Genomic DNA, 17,739 nt, shown 5'->3' with positions numbered 1-17,739 from the left:
GAGTCTGGACCGTGTCTCAGTTCCAATGTGGCCGATCACCCTCTCAGGTCGGCTACGCATCGTTGCCTTGGTGGGCCGTTACCTCACCAACTAGCTAATGCGCCGCGGGTCCATCTCAAAGTGGAATTCTCTAAAAGAAAAATCCTTTGATGTTTCAATCATGCGACCAAAACATATTATGCGGTATTAATCTCCCTTTCGGGAGGCTATTCCCCTCTTTGAGGCAGGTTACCCACGTGTTACTCACCCGTCCGCCGCTAATTCACCCCGAAGGGTTTCATCGCTCGACTTGCATGTGTTAGGCACGCCGCCAGCGTTCGTCCTGAGCCAGGATCAAACTCTCAATTTAAAAGTTTACACTTTTTATTTGAAATGAATAATCTGCGCCAACTGTTAAGCTGGTTAGCAAGCTCATTACATACTTTTTAGTCTTACGACTAAAATTACTTTTTTATCTAAAGTAATTAACTGGTCTAACGAAATATTATTTCGCTATTTTACCTATTTCTCTGTTTAATTTTCAAAGACCAATTTACATGTCATCATGTGACGACTTCTACTATTTTATCAGCTTACTTTCATTTTGTCAACTTGTTTTTAAATGTTTTTTAATAACTTTCGCAAACTTGTTAACTCTACTTTTAATATGTCGTTACTTGTCATTAGCAACATGTAATATCTTATCATATAATATTTATCATATAGTTTAGTTTAGGGTAATTAAAATAAAACAGGTGGCGTATTCTTGAATTTTTAAACTTTATCTAACTGTAGCTTATATTGATACACCAGGATAGTTATTTTCTCTACTTGCTACCTTCCTATGACTATCTACTAAATATAATAACTCCAGCAGTTATCATATATATTAAGTATTCACCTTAATAGCTTAAAAATATACTATTTCTAAGCCTTTTTTTATAGAAAACAAAAATATAAGGCACTTTAAGATAAATAACTAGTCAGCATACTAGTTATTTATCTTAAAGTACCTTGATCTATTGTAAATTCATAATTACTATAAGTAATATTACATTAATTTATTGAAAATGATTAAAAATATTACTCCTGGCACTCCTAAAAATCCTGCTATAAGCGCAGTTACAGCATTTATTGCTATACTTATTCCCACGTATTCTCCTACAAAATTAACAAGTAATAAAAGTAAGACACCCAAAGCTCCATTCAATATTAACTTACCTAATATCTTTAATGGCCAAGAAAAGAGCTTTACCACAATTACCATGCCCACTATAGCAATTAAAAAATATAATATAACTTCCATACCCAACTCCCCCTATGTTAATCTCAACTCTTATTTGTTATGTTTTATTAATAATATATTTCACAACTCTCCAATATATTATTAACTTTCTTAATTTTTTTTTATGCATTAATAGAGTCTAACTCTTCTATCATATAACTGGCATCAATAGTAACGCCTTTTCTTCTAGCTTCTAATAAAAAATATATGTATTTAGCTTTACATTGATCTTCACTATAAATCGCATAATCTACAAGTTTTGGATCATCTACCACTGCAAAGTATTTTTTTGCAATTTCCCACTGCATCTTGGCTTCTTCCAATTGCATAATAATATCTTTCTCTTCCTGGGTATATTTTATGTTTGAAAACATTATTTCAATTATTTTTTTTCTATTCATAATAAAAAAACCTCCTATTTTATATCTTTTCTAAATTCTTGACATAAAACAGGAGTATTATTCTATATTTCTTTTCTTCCTTCCATAGCTTTAGAAAGTGTTACTTCATCTGTATATTCTAAATCTCCACCAACTGGGATGCCATGTGCAATTCTTGTAACTTTCGTTCCTAGTGGTTTTAATATTTTAGATATATACATAGCTGTAGCTTCTCCCTCTATGTTTGGATTAGTTGCTACTATTACTTCATGAACTTCCCCATTAATCCTTCTTATAAGTTCTCTTAACTTTATATCTTCAGGACCTCTCCCAGACATTGGTGATATTGTTCCATGAAGAACATGGTAAACCCCATTAAATTCTCTTACTCTTTCCATGGTAATAATATCTTTTGGGTTTTCAACTACGCATATCATGCTTTTATCCCTATTTGGATTAGAACAAATTGCGCAGGGGTCTGTATCTGTAAAACATCCACATATACAGCAAAATTTCAATGTTCCACGAGCTTTAACCAGTGCACCCGCAAACTCCTCTACTTCTTCCTTCGGAAGGTTTAGTACAAATAATGCAAGCCTCTGAGCTGTTTTTCGCCCTATACCAGGTAGCTTTGCAAATTCTTCTATAAGTTTTTCTATTGCCACTGGATAAAAATCCAATCTATTCACCTCATAACAATGTAGCTTTTAACTCTATCGTTTATTAAAACATTCCCGGCATATTAAGTCCGCCTGTTAATTTACCCATTTCATTACTTGTTTCATCTTCTGCCTTTTTTAGTGCTTCATTGCAAGCGCTCATAATTAAATCTTGAAGCATTTCAACATCATCTGGATCTACTACTTCTGGTTTTATCTTTACGTCAACAAGTTGCCTCTTTCCATTAGCTATTGCAGTTACTGCTCCACCACCAACAGATGCTTCAAATTTTTTATCACCTAAATCTTTTTGCATTTCTTCCATTTGTTGTTGAAATTTTTGAGCTTGTTTCATTAGACTATTCATATTTCCACCCATACCTGGAAATCCACCTTTTGCCATAATAGTTACCTCCTATTTATTAGTTATTCATCTTAATATTATTATATTTATATCTTCTAGATTCATAACAAAAACTTAAATCTAATTTAGATATTTATAATCTAAAAGGATATATATATTGCTACTCAACTATAACTTTTCTATATTATTATATACTAATACCTATAATAATTTCCATTAAAACAGTAAATATTTTTTATAAAATCTATTCATCTAGTATTTCTACAAGATCTTCTCCAAATGTTTCTATTAGTATATCCTCCGGTGATCTAACCTCTTTTTCATCGGATTCTACAGTATATTTTATTTTTACTGGTTCTTTTAGTGATTCGGAAAATATTTCTTCTATTATATTTCTATTTTCTTCTTTATTTAATCTGATTTTATTAAAGGCATATTGTTTTTCGTAACTTAGCTCTATTACTCCCCCATGACAAGATACAATTTCCCCTGTAAGTAAAGAAGCATAGATAACCATGTGTCTTCGTGCTTTAAACATATCTAAAATATCCTTAAAGGACTTTTTAACCGTTTCTACAGTTAAAGTAGAATTGGGATTGTGAGTTTGCACTGGTCTTACTTGCGTTTTTTTATTTGCCCTAATTTCTTTTTTCCCATTATTCTTTTCAGTAGCCCCAGGCGTTATACTTTCGCAAGCTACAGTTATCTTTCCTTGTTTTATTATTTCTTCTAATTTGTTTATTCTAGATAATAAAACTTCTTTTGAAGTATCATATTCTATTTTGCACATTTTAATAACTGCAAGTTCTAAATAAATTCTATTTTGTTTGCTCCATTTAGCTTGTTCCTCTGCATCTTGTAGTATCTTTATATTCCTCATAATTTCTTCTACTCTTATCTTCGCTGCTTGTTGCTTTAAAATGCCTATATTTTCACTAGACATATCTAAAATTTCTTCTACATCTTCACTTACTTTAGCCATAAGTAGATTTCTCATATGAGTAGTCATATCTTTTATAAATACATATATATCCTTACCACTCATAACTATTTCATTTATAGTCTTTATTGACCTTTCGACGTTTCTGTCTATTACACTGTCTGAAAGTATTGTAATACTCTCAGAAGTTACAAGACCTAACATGTCTATAACACTGTCATATTCTACCTTACCTTCATTCATTGATATTGCTTGATCTAAAATACTTAAAGCATCTCTCATTGCTCCATCAGAAACTCTTGATATTAATTTCAAACTATTATCTTCCACAAGAACACCTTGCTCTGTAACAATCTTTCTAAGTCTTTCAAATATATCTGAACTTTTTATTCTTTTAAAGTCAAATCTTTGGCATCTAGATAATATTGTTACTGGCAATTTTTGAGGATCCGTTGTGGCTAATATAAATATTATATTACTTGGTGGTTCCTCTAGTGTTTTTAAGAAAGCATTAACTGCCCCTATAGATAACATATGAACCTCATCTATGATATAAACTTTATACTTAGCTTCTTGTGGTGGATACTGAACATCTTCAATTATATCTCGGATATTATCTACTCCATTATGGGACGCTGCATCTATCTCAGTAACATCTATTGCCGTTCCTGAATTTATATTGATACACATTTCGCATTCATTACAAGGCTCTCCATGATCCGAATTTGTGCAGTTAACCGCTTTTGCAAGTATCTTAGCTGTGGAGGTTTTTCCAGTTCCTCTTGTACCGCATAAAAGATATGCATGAGCTATTCGCTGGTTATTTATTTGATTTTTTAAGGTTATAGTAACATGCTCCTGACCTACTACATCATGAAAAGTTTTTGGTCTCCATTCTCTATATAAAGCCTTATATGCCACAAATTTCACCTCTTTTAAAATGTCATTAAATAATTATATCATTTAAATCAAATTATTAGTTTGTTTTTATTAAAACTTTATAGTTTATGGGTAAATAAAAAAAAGACACCTTTGTAGGTATCTTATAATTCTTATGTAGACCGTACACCTCGCTTCGATGAATAAACTATGCGCGTTACCTATACAGTTAACTCAAACCAGGTTGATCCACGGCACATGGAAAGATTCACTTACCGCTGCTTCCTTCCGGACCTGACGGGGTTCATGAGTTTCCATTGCGTGGGGCCCAGTTCTCAACGCCACTTATATAGGTCAGACCACACATTTTATAACCTAGGCGAGGAATTCACCCCTGCTGTAGCGGGTTGCAGGTTACAGGGCACCGCTAACTCCCCGGCTAGTACGGAAATATAAACTGGCGGAAAGAGAGGGATTCGAACCCTCGGTAGAGTTGCCCCTACACACGCTTTCCAGGCGTGCTCCTTAAGCCACTCGGACATCTCTCCATAAAGTACTTTTTGCTTTGCTTACACCAAAGTAGTGCAACAAAAACAATTATACTATTAATAAGTAGTTATTTCAATAGTTTTTTATTTAAATATTTTTGAAACTTATCCCAACCATTGAAATTATTTTAATGTCTTCCTTTTATAATTAATTGCAAGGAATATAATCCATAGTGCAATTCCCGCTAAACTTATTAATTGTGCCACCCTTATACTTCCAAACATTAAACTATCAGTTCGGAGTCCTTCTATAAAGAATCTTCCTAAGGAATATAATCCTATATAGGTAAAAAACACAGTTCCGTGTTTAAATGTCTTTTTCAATAAATAAATCAATAATAAGCATATTATAACATTCCATATTGATTCATAAAGAAAGGTTGGATGATAATAAACTCCATCTATTAGCATTCCATTTTGTATAAACTCCGGAAATTTACTTATAAATCCCTTAGTAACTGGTCCACCATGGGCCTCACTATTAAAGAAATTTCCCCATCTGCCCATAGCCTGTGCAATAATTATAGATGGTGCTGCTACATCTGCAAATTGTAAAAAATTTTCTTTTTTATGTCTCGTATATATTATTGCAGCTAACATACCAAATATAATTCCCCCATGTATAGCAAGCCCACCTTGGCGTATATAGAATACTTCTATTAGATTATCCTTATATTGATCAAACTGAAATATTACATAATAAGCTCTAGCTCCAATAATAGCTATAGGAAAAGATATTAATATAATATTTAAAAGTTCATCATAATCGATACCTTTTAACTTAGACGTAAAATTAGCTAATAAAATTCCAACCATCATTCCTGTTGCAATAAAAACACCATACCATGCAACGGATAATCCAAATATATTGAATGCTATTGGCTCCATAAGTGTCCTCTCCTTTTATACCACTATTTATGCTTTGCTCAAACTACTAAATACAAGCAAACAAAAACAAAATTCTAAAATCTTAGAATTTCATTTTTGTTTTTTTGTTTTTTTGTTTTAATTTTTTAGATTTATATTTTTTTCTATGAATTTCTCAACTTCCGTGGCTGTAGGAAGATTAACAACTTGCTGTGCTAAATCTCTCATTTTTTCCTGAGATATATTTCTAATAATCCCTCTTGCTTTTAAGATGGATATAGGACTCATGCTGAATTCATCAAGTCCCATTCCAATTAATACTGGAATTAGTTTAGGATCTCCTGCTACTTCTCCACACATACCCACCCATTTATTTTCCTTATGAGCATTATCTATAACCATTTTTACTAGTCTTAGTAATGCAGGATGAAATGGGTTATACAAATGAGATATTTTTTCATTCATTCTATCTACTGCAGTTGTGTATTGAATAAGGTCATTGGTTCCTATACTAAAAAAGTCTACCTCCCTGGCAAACAAATCAGAAATAATAGCCGCTGCAGGTATCTCTATCATAATTCCTACTTCTAACTTTTCATTAAATGCTATATTTTCTTTATGTAAATCATTTTTTACTTCCTCTAAAATTGCCTTTGCTGCTCTTAATTCTTCAATACTTGAAATCATTGGGAACATTATTTTAATATTTCCATAGGCACTAGCTCTTAGTATAGCTCTTAATTGAGTTTTAAATATATCAACTTTATCTAAACAAACTCTTATAGCTCTATATCCTAAAAAAGGATTCATCTCACTGGGAAGATTTAAATAATCTAATTCTTTATCGCCACCAACATCTAGTGTTCTAATAACCACAGGTTTATTTTTCATCTTCTGCGCAACTTCCTTGTAGGCTTCATATTGTTCCTGCTCTGTTGGTGCTGATGTCCTATCCATATATAAAAACTCAGACCTATATAAGCCTATACCTTCACCATCATTATTTAAAACACTCTCTAAATCTTTTGGTGTTCCAATATTTGCAGATAATTCTACTTTTATTCCATCAGTGGTGATGCTTTCTTTTCCTATTAATAAATCTAGTTCTTTTTGATATCTATTATATTCTTCTTTTTTTTCTTCATAAAGCTTTACTATTTTTTCTTCTGGATTAATGTATATTAACCCTTCTTCACCATCGAAAACAATTAAATCTCCATTTTTAACAATACTCGCTATATCTTTCACTGCAACTATTGCTGGTATTTCTAAAGTTCTAGCCATTATAGCCGAGTGTGAAGTTCTTCCACCAATTTCCGTTATAAAACCTAAAACCTTTTTTTTATCTATCTGTGATGTATCAGATGGAGTTAAGTCACGTGCCACAATTACAACTTCATTAGCTAATTGTGAAAAGTTAACATCCTCTATATTTAATAGTTTTTTCATAAGTCTTGCTGTTACATCTTTTATGTCTGCTGCTCTTTCTTTCATATATTCATTATCCATAGCATCAAACATAGCTATAAACATTTCTGAAATCTCTTTTAGTGCCCACTCAGCATTAACTTTATCATCTTGAATTTTTTTCTCGATCTGCTGAAGCATTTCTGGATCTTCTAGGATCATTAAATGAGCTTCAAATATGGTAGCTTCTTTTTCACCCATACTTTTTAACACATTATTATATATGTCCTGAATTTCACTCTTGCTATTTTCCATAGCCACCTTATATCTTTTAACTTCATCTTCACAATTTATAATATCTTTTTTTTCTATAATAATCTTCTTTTCTTCTTTTAATAGTACTTTTCCTATTACTATTCCAGGTGAAACTCCAATGCCTTTCATTAAATAACCTCCTTATAAGCGAAATTCACTCCTTGCAGTAAATTTAAGTATTTTACTAACCTAGGAGTGAATATTACTTTATATATGATTCTTTATAAACCATTATTTTTTAAAGTTCTACGATTTCTTTTTCAATTACTATTTTTAATTCTTCTACTGCCTTTTTTTCATCGTCTCCAGACGCTACAATCTTAATTTTATCACCTTTTGAAGCTGCCATACTTAATATATTTATTATACTTTTTGCATTATACTCTTTATCGTCTTTGATTAAAGTTATATGTGAAGTAAACTTAGATGCTTTTTTAGCCACAATACTTGCTGGTCTTGCATGCAAACCTTGCTCATTCATTAACACAATTTCTGATTCGTACATAAAGACATCTCCTTTTCATCTTAGATTCTTCCTAAAACTAAGTTATTTTTAAAATTATATATATATTTTACCCTATTGCACATGTATAAACAATGATTAAATTTATTAGCAGTTCTTAAATTAATTATTAATTTACTTCTTTAACAATAATATCTTTTTTCAATAATAAAATCATAAGAGCGGTTATTACTGTGCCAACTACTATTGATAATATATATGCACCCACATTAGTAACTGCATTTGGAATCAATAATATAAATATACCACCATGTGGAACTGCTATAGCTGCTTTAAACACCATAGATAATGACCCCGTTACTGCAGCACCCACCATTACTGAAGGTATTATTTTAAGTGGATCTGCTGCTGCAAATGGTATTGCACCTTCTGTTATAAATGCAGCCCCAAGTGCCCAAACAGCTTTTCCTGCTTCTCTTTGTTCTGATGTGAATTTCTTTTTAGCTATAACCGTTGCAAGAGCTATTCCAAGGGGAGGAGTAATTCCTGCTGCCATTACCGCTGCCATTACCATAGATGTTTGACCTGCAACTAGAGTTCCTACTCCAAAAGCATAGGCTGCCTTATTAACTGGTCCACCCATATCAAAAGCCATCATTAAACCAATAATTATTCCAAGTAATGCGGAGTTTGCTCCACTTAAATTAGTTAAATATTTTGCCATTGCTACGTTTATTGCACCTACAGGCTTTCCTATAACAAATACCATTACTAGTCCAACTATTAATGAGGATAAAACCGGTAATATTATAACTGGCATTAACCCTGCTAAGGATTTTGGCATTTTTATTATTTTCTTTAAGAAAACAATAGTATAACCAGCTAAGAAACCTGCTGCCATTGCACCTAGAAAGCCTGCGCTTAAAGATGTAGCAAGCATACCACCAACCATACCTGGTACAAGCCCTGGTCTATCTGCTATAGAGAACGCTATAAACCCTGCCAGTATAGGATACATCAGTGCAAATGCTGAACCTCCACCAATTTGCATTAAAGCTGCTGCTATGGTACCCGGCTCTTTAAACGCTAGTATTCCAAAAGCAAAAGAAATTGCAATTAAAATACCCCCCGCTGCTACAAAAGGGATCATATAAGATACACCTGTCATGAGGTGCTTATAAGGACCTTTTTTCTCAGCCTTTTTTTCTTCTTTAATTTCACTCACTTGCTCTGAAATATTTATATTCTCCACTTTTATATCTATTGCCTTTTGAATAAGCCCTTTTGGATCTTTAATTGCATCTTTTACGCCAACTTCAATTATAGTCTTTCCTGCAAAACGTTCCTTTGAAACATTAGTATCTGCTGCAATTATTACTACTCTAGCTTCCCTTATATCTTCCTGCGTCAATTGATTTTCTGCCCCCACCGACCCTTGAGTTTCCACTTTAATGTTTATGCCCATTTCCTTTGCAGTCATTTCAAGAGCCTCAGCTGCCATATAGGTATGCGCTATTCCTGTTGGACATGAAGTTATTGCTACAAATTTCATAAACCTTCCCCCTTCTCATTTAATATGTGTTATCTATTTTTCTAATAGTGTAATTATTTCTTCAGCACTGCTAGCTTTCATTAAGCTATCTCTTAACTCACTATGCATTAATTTTCTAGAAATTTGACCTAATATTTTTAAATGCTCATCACTTGATTCTTCTGGTACAGCTATTAAAAAGAATATATGAGCAAGTTCATCATCCATAGACTGATAGTCAATTCCGTCCACGCTTCTACCAAATACTAATGCAGGTTCTTTAACTCCGCTACTTTTACCATGTGGAATAGCTATTCCCATACCAATTCCTGTTGAAAATTCAGTTTCTCTATCTAATACCGCTTGCAAATATTTATCTACATCTAATAATTTACCATCTCTATCTAAAATGGTTACCATCTCTTTTATTACATCCTCTTTTGTCTTACTTTTTAGCTCTAGTTTAATTAGATTTACATTTAATAATTCAGTTATATTCATATATTATCATCCTTTCGTTATATATTTTATATCTATTTCCTTTTTCAATTTCTCTATGTCAACGAATCTTCCTGTTTGTGTTCCTTCCGTCATTACATTAGCTGTACTTGTTGCACAAGCTAGTTTTATAGCTTGCTCAAAACTGTAGTCTTCCTGAACTGCTACAGCCATTGCTGCAACCATAGAATCACCAGCGCCCACTGTACTCTTAACTTCTACCTTTATACCTGTTACTTTTGCTACTTTATGGTCACTTATGAATATGGACCCCTTAGAGCCTAGTGAAATCACTACATATTTTACTCCATACTCTAATATTTTTTTTGCAGTTTCAATAACTTCATCTTCGCTATTAATGCTTATATCAAAGGCCTTTTCAAGTTCGTCTATATTTGGTTTTACCATATATGGACCAGCTTTAATTCCTTGCATTAAGAGTTGCCCTTCTGCATCTAATATAACCTTACCACCCTTTGTTTTTATGCTTTTAATTATGTCAGCATATATGGATGTACTGACTCCACTTGGCACACTACCTGAAAGAACTACTATAGAATCATCTTTACAATGTTCCATAATTTTCTGTTTTATATTAGTGATATCTTTTTCTCCTAAACTAGGTCCATTTTCGTTTATATCTGTATGTGTATTATTAACCTTATCAAAAATTTTTAAATTAGTTCTAGTTTCTCCTTTTACAGTTAAAAAATTATTGTCAATATTTAAATCATCCAAATAATTTTTTATTTGATTTCCACTACTTCCACCTAAAAAACCTAAGGCTATACTTTTATGCTTTAACTCTTTAATAACTTTAGATACATTGATGCCTTTACCTCCAGCATCAACTCTTGTTGACACAATTCTATTGACAGTATCAATTCTAAATCCGTCTATATCAATAGTTTTGTCTAAAGCCGGGTTCAGAGTAACTGTTATTATCATTTTATCACCCCAATTTATTTTGCTTTAATTACTTTTACATCTTTTTCTTCAAACTTTTCTATTAATTCATCATCTAACTTATTGTCTGTAATAATTGTATCAATACTCTCTAGGTCAACAATTTTAGCAAATGAAACTTTGTTAAACTTAGTATGATCACATACTACTATGATTTTCCTGGCTATTTTTATCATTTCTCTTTTAGTGCTGGCTTCTATAATATTAGGTGTGGTAAGTCCATTAATAATGCATACACCATTAACGCCTATAAATGCTTTGTCTACCTTAAAATTTTTAAATGTACTATCTGCTACAGGGCCTACCAGCGCTCTAGTTTCCCATCGTAATGTACCACCAGTAACAATTACTTCCATATTCTGTTTTTTAACAAGTTCAAAAGCTATATCCACAGAATTTGTTAAAATCGTTATATTCTTAGCTGTTATATGCCTGGCAATGTTAAGAGTAGTTGTACCTGCATCTAAAACTATTGTCTCTCCGTCTACTATCATGGATGCTGCACGCTTTCCTACAGATTCTTTCTCATCATAAAACTTATCTATCTTTTCTGAAAAAGTAGGTTCAAATTTAGTGTTATCATTTAACACTGCTCCACCATATACTCTTTTTATAAGTTCTGCCTCTTCTAATTCTTGAAGATCACGTCTAATTGTAACTTCTGACACTTCGTATATCTGAGATAACTCACATACTTTTACTTTCCCATCTTTATTTAAAATATCTAATATTTTCGATTTTCTTTCCTCGGCAAACATAATTTAAAAACTTCCTTTTATCATATTTGGAATAACAATGATGTTCGTTTGTATTTGTTTTAGTTTCATTTGATTTCGCTTGTGTTCATTTTAGTATATTATGATATCGTTGTCAATACATAAAAAATATTTTTTTATGCTAATTCTACTTTTATTTTATAGTTTAAGCCATATTACAATAAATAATCTCCAAAAAAAACAAAAACGAAACCACTTGGCTTCGCTTTTACTATATATAATCAATTTTTAATATATATTTCTTAACATATGTGACTAGTTCTCCAATTGACTTTTTAAGAGTTCCTCTATCTTAGGAGTACACCTATGGCCTTTACATCCTCCTGACCCAGCTCCTGTAGCTTTTTGAACCTCTTCTACAGTTCTTGCGCCATTTTGAATAGCCTTTTTTATTGTAGATCTTGGTATAGCCTTACATAAACATACCTTTGTAAGTTTATCCATTATTTCACTATTTATATTCTCATCCATTATATTTATCTCCTTTAACTTTATCTTTTATCTTTAAAAAAATTAGTCAATAAATTTCCACATTCCGCGTTATATAACCAATTTATTTCTGTCCAGTGATTTAATGCATCATTTTGAATAAGATTTATAACTGAACCACAAGCCCCTACGCTAGGATCAAATATTCCTATGTATAGTTTACTTATCCTAGACTGTAATATAGCTCCTGCACACATAGGACACGGTTCTAGGGTTACATACATATCACATCCAGTTAATCTCCAAGTGCCTAATAGGTCACAGGCTTTTTTTATAGCTAAAATCTCCGCATGAGCAGTTGCATCTTGAAGAGTTTCGCGGAGGTTGTGTGCTCTAGCAATTATTTTGTTGTCTTTAACTATAACTGCACCTACAGGTACTTCATTTAAAAATAATGATCTTTTCGCTTCTTCTAATGATTCATGCATAAAATCTTTTATCATGTTAACCCCTTTATTGTTTAATGATTATTCTTTAGTAATTATTATACTTTTAAACTATAAGACTTTCAATACATTTATTTTAGCATTTACATCTATGCTTTTGCATCTACTATTTTGCAATAAGAATTAACTGTTAATATATAATATATTAAATAAATTATAGTATATACTCCTACAGTTATAAATACTGGATATAGTAAGCTTGAACTAAGTACAATTTGCAAAATTGTTAATGCAATAATACTATGTGTTATTCCAAGGATTAAAGGTAGCGCAAATATAAAAGCCATTTGCCTTGCTATAGAAATTCTTATCTCTGATTTTTTTACACCGATTTTCTTTAGTATATCGTATCTTTCCTTATCCTCGCCAGCCTCTGACAGTTGTTTGAAAAATATTATACTTCCTGTGCAAATTAAAAATACAAAACCTATAAAGGAGGCTAAAAATATTATAATACCCATGTTAGTCATAGTGTCTCTATAACATTCATAATATGATGATAGGACATTACCACCTAAAGTCTTGTCTATTTCTTCTGTAAGGTCCTTACTTTCCCTTTGATTTTCAATGTTTATGAATGTGGTTTTTACAACCTTATCTTTATCATATAATTTATTGTAAACCTCATCCGCTACAACTACAGTATCTTGCATATATAAATCATTTACAACAAGTTGATTAGTTAAAAGTCTTTCCTTAAAATCTTTTATTCTTAATGGTACTTTTTTTCCCTTTATTTCAAGTTCTATATTTTTTCCCACAGGATTTTCCATTATCTTATCTGAATACATACTCATAAAAAAGAGTACTTCATTTGAATCTAAGGATATATTATAATCCATTCCTCGTGCTTTTGATAATTCTTTCATGGTACTTTCTGATATAACAAAGGATTTTGAATTTTTTACTGGATGCAATTTCATCTTCGATAACTCAGGCCATTTACTATCTATAATCATAAATTCACTATTCGTAGAGCTTTTGATTTTATTACTGGGATACTTATTTATGATTTGATTAATTTGTTCATCCATACTTTTTCCATTACTCTTATAATCATAACTAAAAGGGGTCACTTTATCTATACTATTTACTTGATCATAATAAAGTGATGCTGCAGTTCCCATAGCCGTAATGGTGGTAGCACTAAGCACCGCAATAGTAGCTAAAGATCTTCCATTCGCTTTTATTCTATATAAAAGTTGAGAAGTACCTATCATGTTTAAGCCTCTAAAATATTTAACCTTATTTTTCTTAGAAAGCTTAACTATAAATACTATTAGGGAAGAGAAGAACATGTAAGTTCCAATTACTGTACTAACTAGTATAACTATCAATATAGCTAAGTTATCAAATTTATAAGTTAATGCCATGTAATAACCTGTTCCAATAAAAATTATTGAAAGTAGAGCTAATACTAGTGAAGCCTTTGGCTCACTCTGTGCCACCTTCTCTGATTTAAACAATTCTATAAGCTGAAATCTATAGATTAGTGTATAGGAATGCAGGGATGCTATAATAAATATTACTAAAAATACTTTAATTGTGCTAATAATAGCCTTTAAGGATATAGCAAATTTAACATTTACATCAAAGCTCATAATATGAATTAAAATCATTACAAATAACTTTGAAAATAAAGTTCCTATTAATATGCCGAAGGCAAGGGCCAGTGCTCCCATTACTACATTCTCATAAAACAACATTCTTCCTATCTGCTTTTTCTTAACTCCCAGCATGGAGTATAAAGCTACTTCCTTTTTTCTCTTTTTAGTAAAAAAGGAGTTTGAGTACCATATAAACATAGCTACAAAAACTGCTATAACAATGGAAGCTGCATTAAAAGCTGTACTTACTTTCATAGAATCCGCTGCTAAGTCCGCAACCTGTTTATTGTATTCTATGGAGGTAAAAGTATAATAAATCATTATACAAAATACCATGGATACAAAATATATTAAATAGTTATGAAAATTTCTTTTTATGTTTCTAAAAGTAATATTAAATAAAGTCATCTTTGTCACATCCTCTCTAAGTTAAATTGTTACTTCATCGAAGTTACCACCTAAGGCAGCCAACACATCTAGTATCTTTTTAAAAAATTCTTTTCGTGTTGTCTTACCTTTGACAAGCTCCGTAAATAAGGACCCATCTTTTATGAATATTATTCGTTTGCAATAGCTGGCAGCAAAGGCATCATGAGTTACCATCATAATAGTAGCTCTCTTAACCTGGTTTAAATCACTTAAAGCCTGCAAAAGCTCAGTGGAAGATTTAGAATCCAATGCCCCTGTAGGTTCATCCGCTAATATAAGTTTTGGTTTAGTAATAATAGCTCTGGCCGCCGCCGCTCTTTGCTTTTGTCCACCAGATACCTCATAAGGATATTTATTAAATATATCCCTTATACCTAAAGTAGTTCCTATACTACTAGCCCGTTCTTCAATATCTTTTATGTTTACTCTAGCAAGAGCTAATGGAAGTACCACATTCTCTTTTAAAGTTAAAGTATCAAGCAAATTGAAATCTTGAAATATAAAACCTAATTTATCTCTTCTAAAAGAAGCTAACTTATCTTCATTCATTTTTGCTAAATCTTCCTTATCAATAGTTACTACTCCTGAAGTTGGCTTATCTATAGTTGATATAATGTTTAACAATGTAGTTTTTCCTGCACCTGAGGGACCCATTATTCCAATAAACTCTCCCTCTTTTATTTCAAGGTTTATATCATTTAAAGCAGTATAAACATTACCCCTTGAGCCATATACCTTTTTTAAATTTCTGGCAACTAATACATTTTCCATTTATATTTCCTCCTTAAATCATCACCTGCGGTGCTGCAATATCGTTAAGACCTTTCGCTTATTACAATTAAATCTTATAACAAATCAAGTATTCAATCCATTGTATAATGTTACAAAGTGACCTTTAAACTTACATTGTTGTAAGTTTAAAAAAATAAGGCTACAAACCATATTTTCAGCTTGTAACCCTGTAATAATCTATAAGCTTTGGAAAATGAACTGTTACCCTAGTAAATTCAGAAGGTTTAGATTCAATAGTTATGCGATGGCCAAGCTTTGTAGAAAGACTTTTTGATAAATAGAGTCCCATGCCTGTAGCTTTAAAATCCTCTCGTCCGTTATATCCAGTAAATCCTTTATCAAAAACCCTTTGAATATCCTCAGCTTTTATTCCAATACCATTATCTTCAATAATAAGCTGCTTTCCACTAAAATTTAATATTCCACTGATTTTTATAAGTCCATTGCTACCTGTATATTTTAATGAATTTGATAAAATCTGATCTAGAATAAAGAAAAGCCACTTTTTATCTGAGTCTATAGTAAATTCTAAGTCATTTATTTCTATCTTTATTTTTTTACCTATAAACTCCTTTGCATGTTTTTTTACAACCCCCATAATTAGACTATGCATATTTATTTCATTTATTAAATAGTCCTTTGAGAAGCTGTCTAATCGTGAATAGTATAATGCTTGTTCAACATAATTCTCTATGTGATCTATTTCATCTTCTAGGTTACTTAAGGTTTCCTCCTTAGACTTATATACACTATTTTCTATAACCAATCTGCATGCAGAAATAGGTGTTTTTATCTCATGAACCCAGGAATTTATAAAGTCTACATTTTCTTTTTTTGCTTCATATAATTCATTGATTTTTAAATTAAATTCTTCATTAACCTTCATAAGAAGTTCTCCATATAGCTTTTGTTCATAATTTAATGATTTAGGCAAAGAATTAATAATATTTTCTTCCTGGTTTTCTATAATATATTTAATAACATCATAATATCTTTTATTTTTTATATACTCAAATATTAAGTAAAGTATAAACATAATAAAACCTACTATATTGATATAGGCTATATTTTCAATACTTATTTTTACTACATTATTAAAATACACTACAGATGAAACAAATATCATCAACATAAAATAAAACAAAATTAAAAATATCCTGTCCCTTAAAAAATTTATAAATTTCATAGTATTATATACCCTTGCCTTTTTTTTGTTTTAATTAAATCTTCCAGTTCAATATTCTCTAATTTTTTACGCAATCTATTAATGTTCACTGTAAGGGTATTATCATCAACAAAACTTTCATCCTCCCAGAGGCTTCGCATAATTTTATCTCTGCTTATTAAATTGCCATTGTTTTTCATAAGTAAGTATAGAATGCTAAATTCATTTCTGCTAAGTTCTACCCTCTTATCTTTAAAAAATACGCTGTTATCCTTCATATTTAAAACAATATTTTTATACTGGAGCACATTAGTCTGCGCATCTGCGTAGGAATATGTTCTTCTTATCAATGCGTTTATTTTGGCCATCAATATTTCTAAGGAAAAAGGCTTTTGAATAAAATCATCCCCACCCATATTAATTGCCATTATTACATCCATATTATTATTTCTTGAAGAAACAAATATAATAGGAACCTTTGATATTTCTCTGATTTTACCACACCAGTAATAGCCATCAAAAAATGGCAGGTTTATATCCATAAGAATTAAATGCGGAGAATATTTTGAAAACTCTACAAACACCTCATTAAAGTTCTCAACGACTTTTCCATCAAAACCCCATCTTACTATATTTTCAAGCAATATTTCTTTTATCCGAACATCATCTTCTACTATCATTATTTTAAACATGTGAAAACCTCACTTTAAATTTTGACTTTGGTTATTTCTATTGTACTATAAAATGTAAATATTGTATAAAAGGGTTATAAAATAGTTTAATTTATGTTCTTTCAAAAGTTTTATGTGATTTTTAATTTCCAAGGAAATCGAGTAGGAGCTAAATAATTAATTTATTTAGCGACCTCTCACACCACCGTGCGTACCGTTCGGTACACGGCGGTTCAATAAGAATTACCTAATCATAAATTTTTCAGTTAAGGTTATAAAGCCT

18 protein-coding genes, 1 tRNA gene, 1 rRNA gene and 1 other RNA gene are annotated in these 17,739 nt (G+C 31.2%); all 21 read right to left on the bottom strand.

The annotated features are described in order from the left end of the window. Nucleotides 1-349, bottom strand: a 16S ribosomal RNA gene (locus tag Ctaglu_RS22900); the annotation flags it as partial. Between the two features lie 681 nt (nt 350-1,030). Then, entirely contained in the window at nt 1,031-1,285 is a 255-nt protein-coding gene (locus Ctaglu_RS22895) for a pro-sigmaK processing inhibitor BofA family protein (RefSeq protein ID WP_125006112.1), read from the bottom strand. A gap of 101 nt (nt 1,286-1,386) precedes the next feature. After that, nucleotides 1,387-1,665 carry a DUF2508 family protein gene (locus Ctaglu_RS22890; RefSeq protein ID WP_125006110.1) on the bottom strand — a complete coding sequence of 93 codons (279 nt, stop codon included), beginning with the start codon at nt 1,663-1,665 and terminating at the stop codon, nt 1,387-1,389. Nucleotides 1,666-1,727: 62 nt separating this feature from the next. Next, nucleotides 1,728-2,324 (bottom strand): recombination mediator RecR, encoded by a 597-nt coding sequence (gene recR / locus Ctaglu_RS22885; RefSeq protein WP_125006108.1) that lies wholly within the window; start codon nt 2,322-2,324, stop codon nt 1,728-1,730. A 43-nt stretch (nt 2,325-2,367) separates the two neighbouring features. Further along, complete coding sequence (locus tag Ctaglu_RS22880; RefSeq protein ID WP_125006106.1) at nt 2,368-2,706, bottom strand: YbaB/EbfC family nucleoid-associated protein; 339 nt, start codon at nt 2,704-2,706, stop codon at nt 2,368-2,370. Nucleotides 2,707-2,911: 205 nt separating this feature from the next. Continuing rightward, nucleotides 2,912-4,528 (bottom strand): DNA polymerase III subunit gamma/tau, encoded by a 1,617-nt coding sequence (gene dnaX / locus Ctaglu_RS22875; RefSeq protein ID WP_125006104.1) that lies wholly within the window; start codon nt 4,526-4,528, stop codon nt 2,912-2,914. A gap of 140 nt (nt 4,529-4,668) precedes the next feature. After that, nucleotides 4,669-4,934, bottom strand: an RNA gene (gene ffs, locus Ctaglu_RS22870) — signal recognition particle sRNA large type. A 10-nt stretch (nt 4,935-4,944) separates the two neighbouring features. Further along, nucleotides 4,945-5,034, bottom strand: a tRNA-Ser gene (locus Ctaglu_RS22865). 123 nt (nt 5,035-5,157) lie between these two features. Next, a complete protein-coding gene (gene lgt / locus Ctaglu_RS22860; protein WP_125006102.1) occupies nt 5,158-5,922 on the bottom strand; it encodes a prolipoprotein diacylglyceryl transferase in 765 nt (254 codons plus the stop codon). A 117-nt stretch (nt 5,923-6,039) separates the two neighbouring features. Beyond that, nucleotides 6,040-7,752, bottom strand: coding sequence for a phosphoenolpyruvate--protein phosphotransferase (gene ptsP, locus Ctaglu_RS22855; protein WP_125006100.1), 1,713 nt, complete (start codon nt 7,750-7,752; stop codon nt 6,040-6,042). 109 nt (nt 7,753-7,861) lie between these two features. Then, nucleotides 7,862-8,128 carry an HPr family phosphocarrier protein gene (locus tag Ctaglu_RS22850; RefSeq protein ID WP_125006098.1) on the bottom strand — a complete coding sequence of 89 codons (267 nt, stop codon included), beginning with the start codon at nt 8,126-8,128 and terminating at the stop codon, nt 7,862-7,864. A 127-nt stretch (nt 8,129-8,255) separates the two neighbouring features. Beyond that, nucleotides 8,256-9,638 (bottom strand): PTS fructose transporter subunit IIC, encoded by a 1,383-nt coding sequence (locus Ctaglu_RS22845; protein ID WP_125006096.1) that lies wholly within the window; start codon nt 9,636-9,638, stop codon nt 8,256-8,258. Nucleotides 9,639-9,671: 33 nt separating this feature from the next. Continuing rightward, nucleotides 9,672-10,118, bottom strand: a complete 447-nt coding sequence (locus Ctaglu_RS22840; RefSeq protein WP_125006094.1) for a PTS sugar transporter subunit IIA — start codon at nt 10,116-10,118, stop codon at nt 9,672-9,674. A gap of 6 nt (nt 10,119-10,124) precedes the next feature. Next, on the bottom strand, nt 10,125-11,063 hold the full coding sequence (gene pfkB / locus Ctaglu_RS22835; RefSeq protein ID WP_125006092.1) for a 1-phosphofructokinase: 939 nt from the start codon (nt 11,061-11,063) through the stop codon (nt 10,125-10,127). 14 nt (nt 11,064-11,077) lie between these two features. Then, nucleotides 11,078-11,839: a DeoR/GlpR family DNA-binding transcription regulator gene (locus tag Ctaglu_RS22830; RefSeq protein ID WP_125006090.1), complete on the bottom strand. Its 762-nt coding sequence runs from the start codon at nt 11,837-11,839 to the stop codon at nt 11,078-11,080. Between the two features lie 273 nt (nt 11,840-12,112). Then, on the bottom strand, nt 12,113-12,328 hold the full coding sequence (locus tag Ctaglu_RS22825; protein ID WP_125006088.1) for a (2Fe-2S)-binding protein: 216 nt from the start codon (nt 12,326-12,328) through the stop codon (nt 12,113-12,115). 20 nt (nt 12,329-12,348) lie between these two features. Then, nucleotides 12,349-12,789 (bottom strand): nucleoside deaminase, encoded by a 441-nt coding sequence (locus Ctaglu_RS22820; RefSeq protein WP_125006086.1) that lies wholly within the window; start codon nt 12,787-12,789, stop codon nt 12,349-12,351. A gap of 92 nt (nt 12,790-12,881) precedes the next feature. After that, nucleotides 12,882-14,807, bottom strand: a complete 1,926-nt coding sequence (locus Ctaglu_RS22815) for an FtsX-like permease family protein (protein WP_125006084.1) — start codon at nt 14,805-14,807, stop codon at nt 12,882-12,884. Nucleotides 14,808-14,828: 21 nt separating this feature from the next. Beyond that, nucleotides 14,829-15,599, bottom strand: a complete 771-nt coding sequence (locus Ctaglu_RS22810; protein ID WP_125006082.1) for an ABC transporter ATP-binding protein — start codon at nt 15,597-15,599, stop codon at nt 14,829-14,831. Nucleotides 15,600-15,774: 175 nt separating this feature from the next. After that, complete coding sequence (locus Ctaglu_RS22805; RefSeq protein ID WP_125006080.1) at nt 15,775-16,806, bottom strand: sensor histidine kinase; 1,032 nt, start codon at nt 16,804-16,806, stop codon at nt 15,775-15,777. Continuing rightward, nucleotides 16,803-17,477, bottom strand: a complete 675-nt coding sequence (locus Ctaglu_RS22800) for a response regulator transcription factor (RefSeq protein WP_125006077.1) — start codon at nt 17,475-17,477, stop codon at nt 16,803-16,805. Before Ctaglu_RS22800 ends, Ctaglu_RS22805 begins: the two co-directional genes overlap by 4 nt. Between the last annotated feature and the right edge of the window lie 262 nt (nt 17,478-17,739).

Source organism: Clostridium tagluense (assembly GCF_003865095.1).
Lineage (GTDB): Bacteria > Bacillota > Clostridia > Clostridiales > Clostridiaceae > Clostridium_AD > Clostridium_AD tagluense.
The sequence above is the reverse complement of the archived record's forward strand: the minus strand, read 5'-3'. Positions and strand labels throughout refer to the sequence as shown.

Bases quoted from the DNA above. Each gene is read 5' to 3' on its own strand.
- Ctaglu_RS22895 (WP_125006112.1), bottom strand. From the start codon at position 1,285: ATGGAAGTTATATTATATTTTTTAATTGCTATAGTGGGCATGGTAATT.
- Ctaglu_RS22890 (WP_125006110.1), bottom strand. From the start codon at position 1,665: ATGAATAGAAAAAAAATAATTGAAATAATGTTTTCAAACATAAAATAT.
- Ctaglu_RS22880 (WP_125006106.1), bottom strand. From the start codon at position 2,706: ATGGCAAAAGGTGGATTTCCAGGTATGGGTGGAAATATGAATAGTCTA.
- lgt (WP_125006102.1), bottom strand. From the start codon at position 5,922: ATGGAGCCAATAGCATTCAATATATTTGGATTATCCGTTGCATGGTAT.
- ptsP (WP_125006100.1), bottom strand. From the start codon at position 7,752: ATGAAAGGCATTGGAGTTTCACCTGGAATAGTAATAGGAAAAGTACTA.
- Ctaglu_RS22850 (WP_125006098.1), bottom strand. From the start codon at position 8,128: ATGTACGAATCAGAAATTGTGTTAATGAATGAGCAAGGTTTGCATGCA.
- Ctaglu_RS22845 (WP_125006096.1), bottom strand. From the start codon at position 9,638: ATGAAATTTGTAGCAATAACTTCATGTCCAACAGGAATAGCGCATACC.
- Ctaglu_RS22840 (WP_125006094.1), bottom strand. From the start codon at position 10,118: ATGAATATAACTGAATTATTAAATGTAAATCTAATTAAACTAGAGCTA.
- pfkB (WP_125006092.1), bottom strand. From the start codon at position 11,063: ATGATAATAACAGTTACTCTGAACCCGGCTTTAGACAAAACTATTGAT.
- Ctaglu_RS22830 (WP_125006090.1), bottom strand. From the start codon at position 11,839: ATGTTTGCCGAGGAAAGAAAATCGAAAATATTAGATATTTTAAATAAA.
- Ctaglu_RS22825 (WP_125006088.1), bottom strand. From the start codon at position 12,328: ATGGATGAGAATATAAATAGTGAAATAATGGATAAACTTACAAAGGTA.
- Ctaglu_RS22820 (WP_125006086.1), bottom strand. From the start codon at position 12,789: ATGATAAAAGATTTTATGCATGAATCATTAGAAGAAGCGAAAAGATCA.
- Ctaglu_RS22815 (WP_125006084.1), bottom strand. From the start codon at position 14,807: ATGACTTTATTTAATATTACTTTTAGAAACATAAAAAGAAATTTTCAT.
- Ctaglu_RS22810 (WP_125006082.1), bottom strand. From the start codon at position 15,599: ATGGAAAATGTATTAGTTGCCAGAAATTTAAAAAAGGTATATGGCTCA.
- Ctaglu_RS22805 (WP_125006080.1), bottom strand. From the start codon at position 16,806: ATGAAATTTATAAATTTTTTAAGGGACAGGATATTTTTAATTTTGTTT.
- Ctaglu_RS22800 (WP_125006077.1), bottom strand. From the start codon at position 17,477: ATGTTTAAAATAATGATAGTAGAAGATGATGTTCGGATAAAAGAAATA.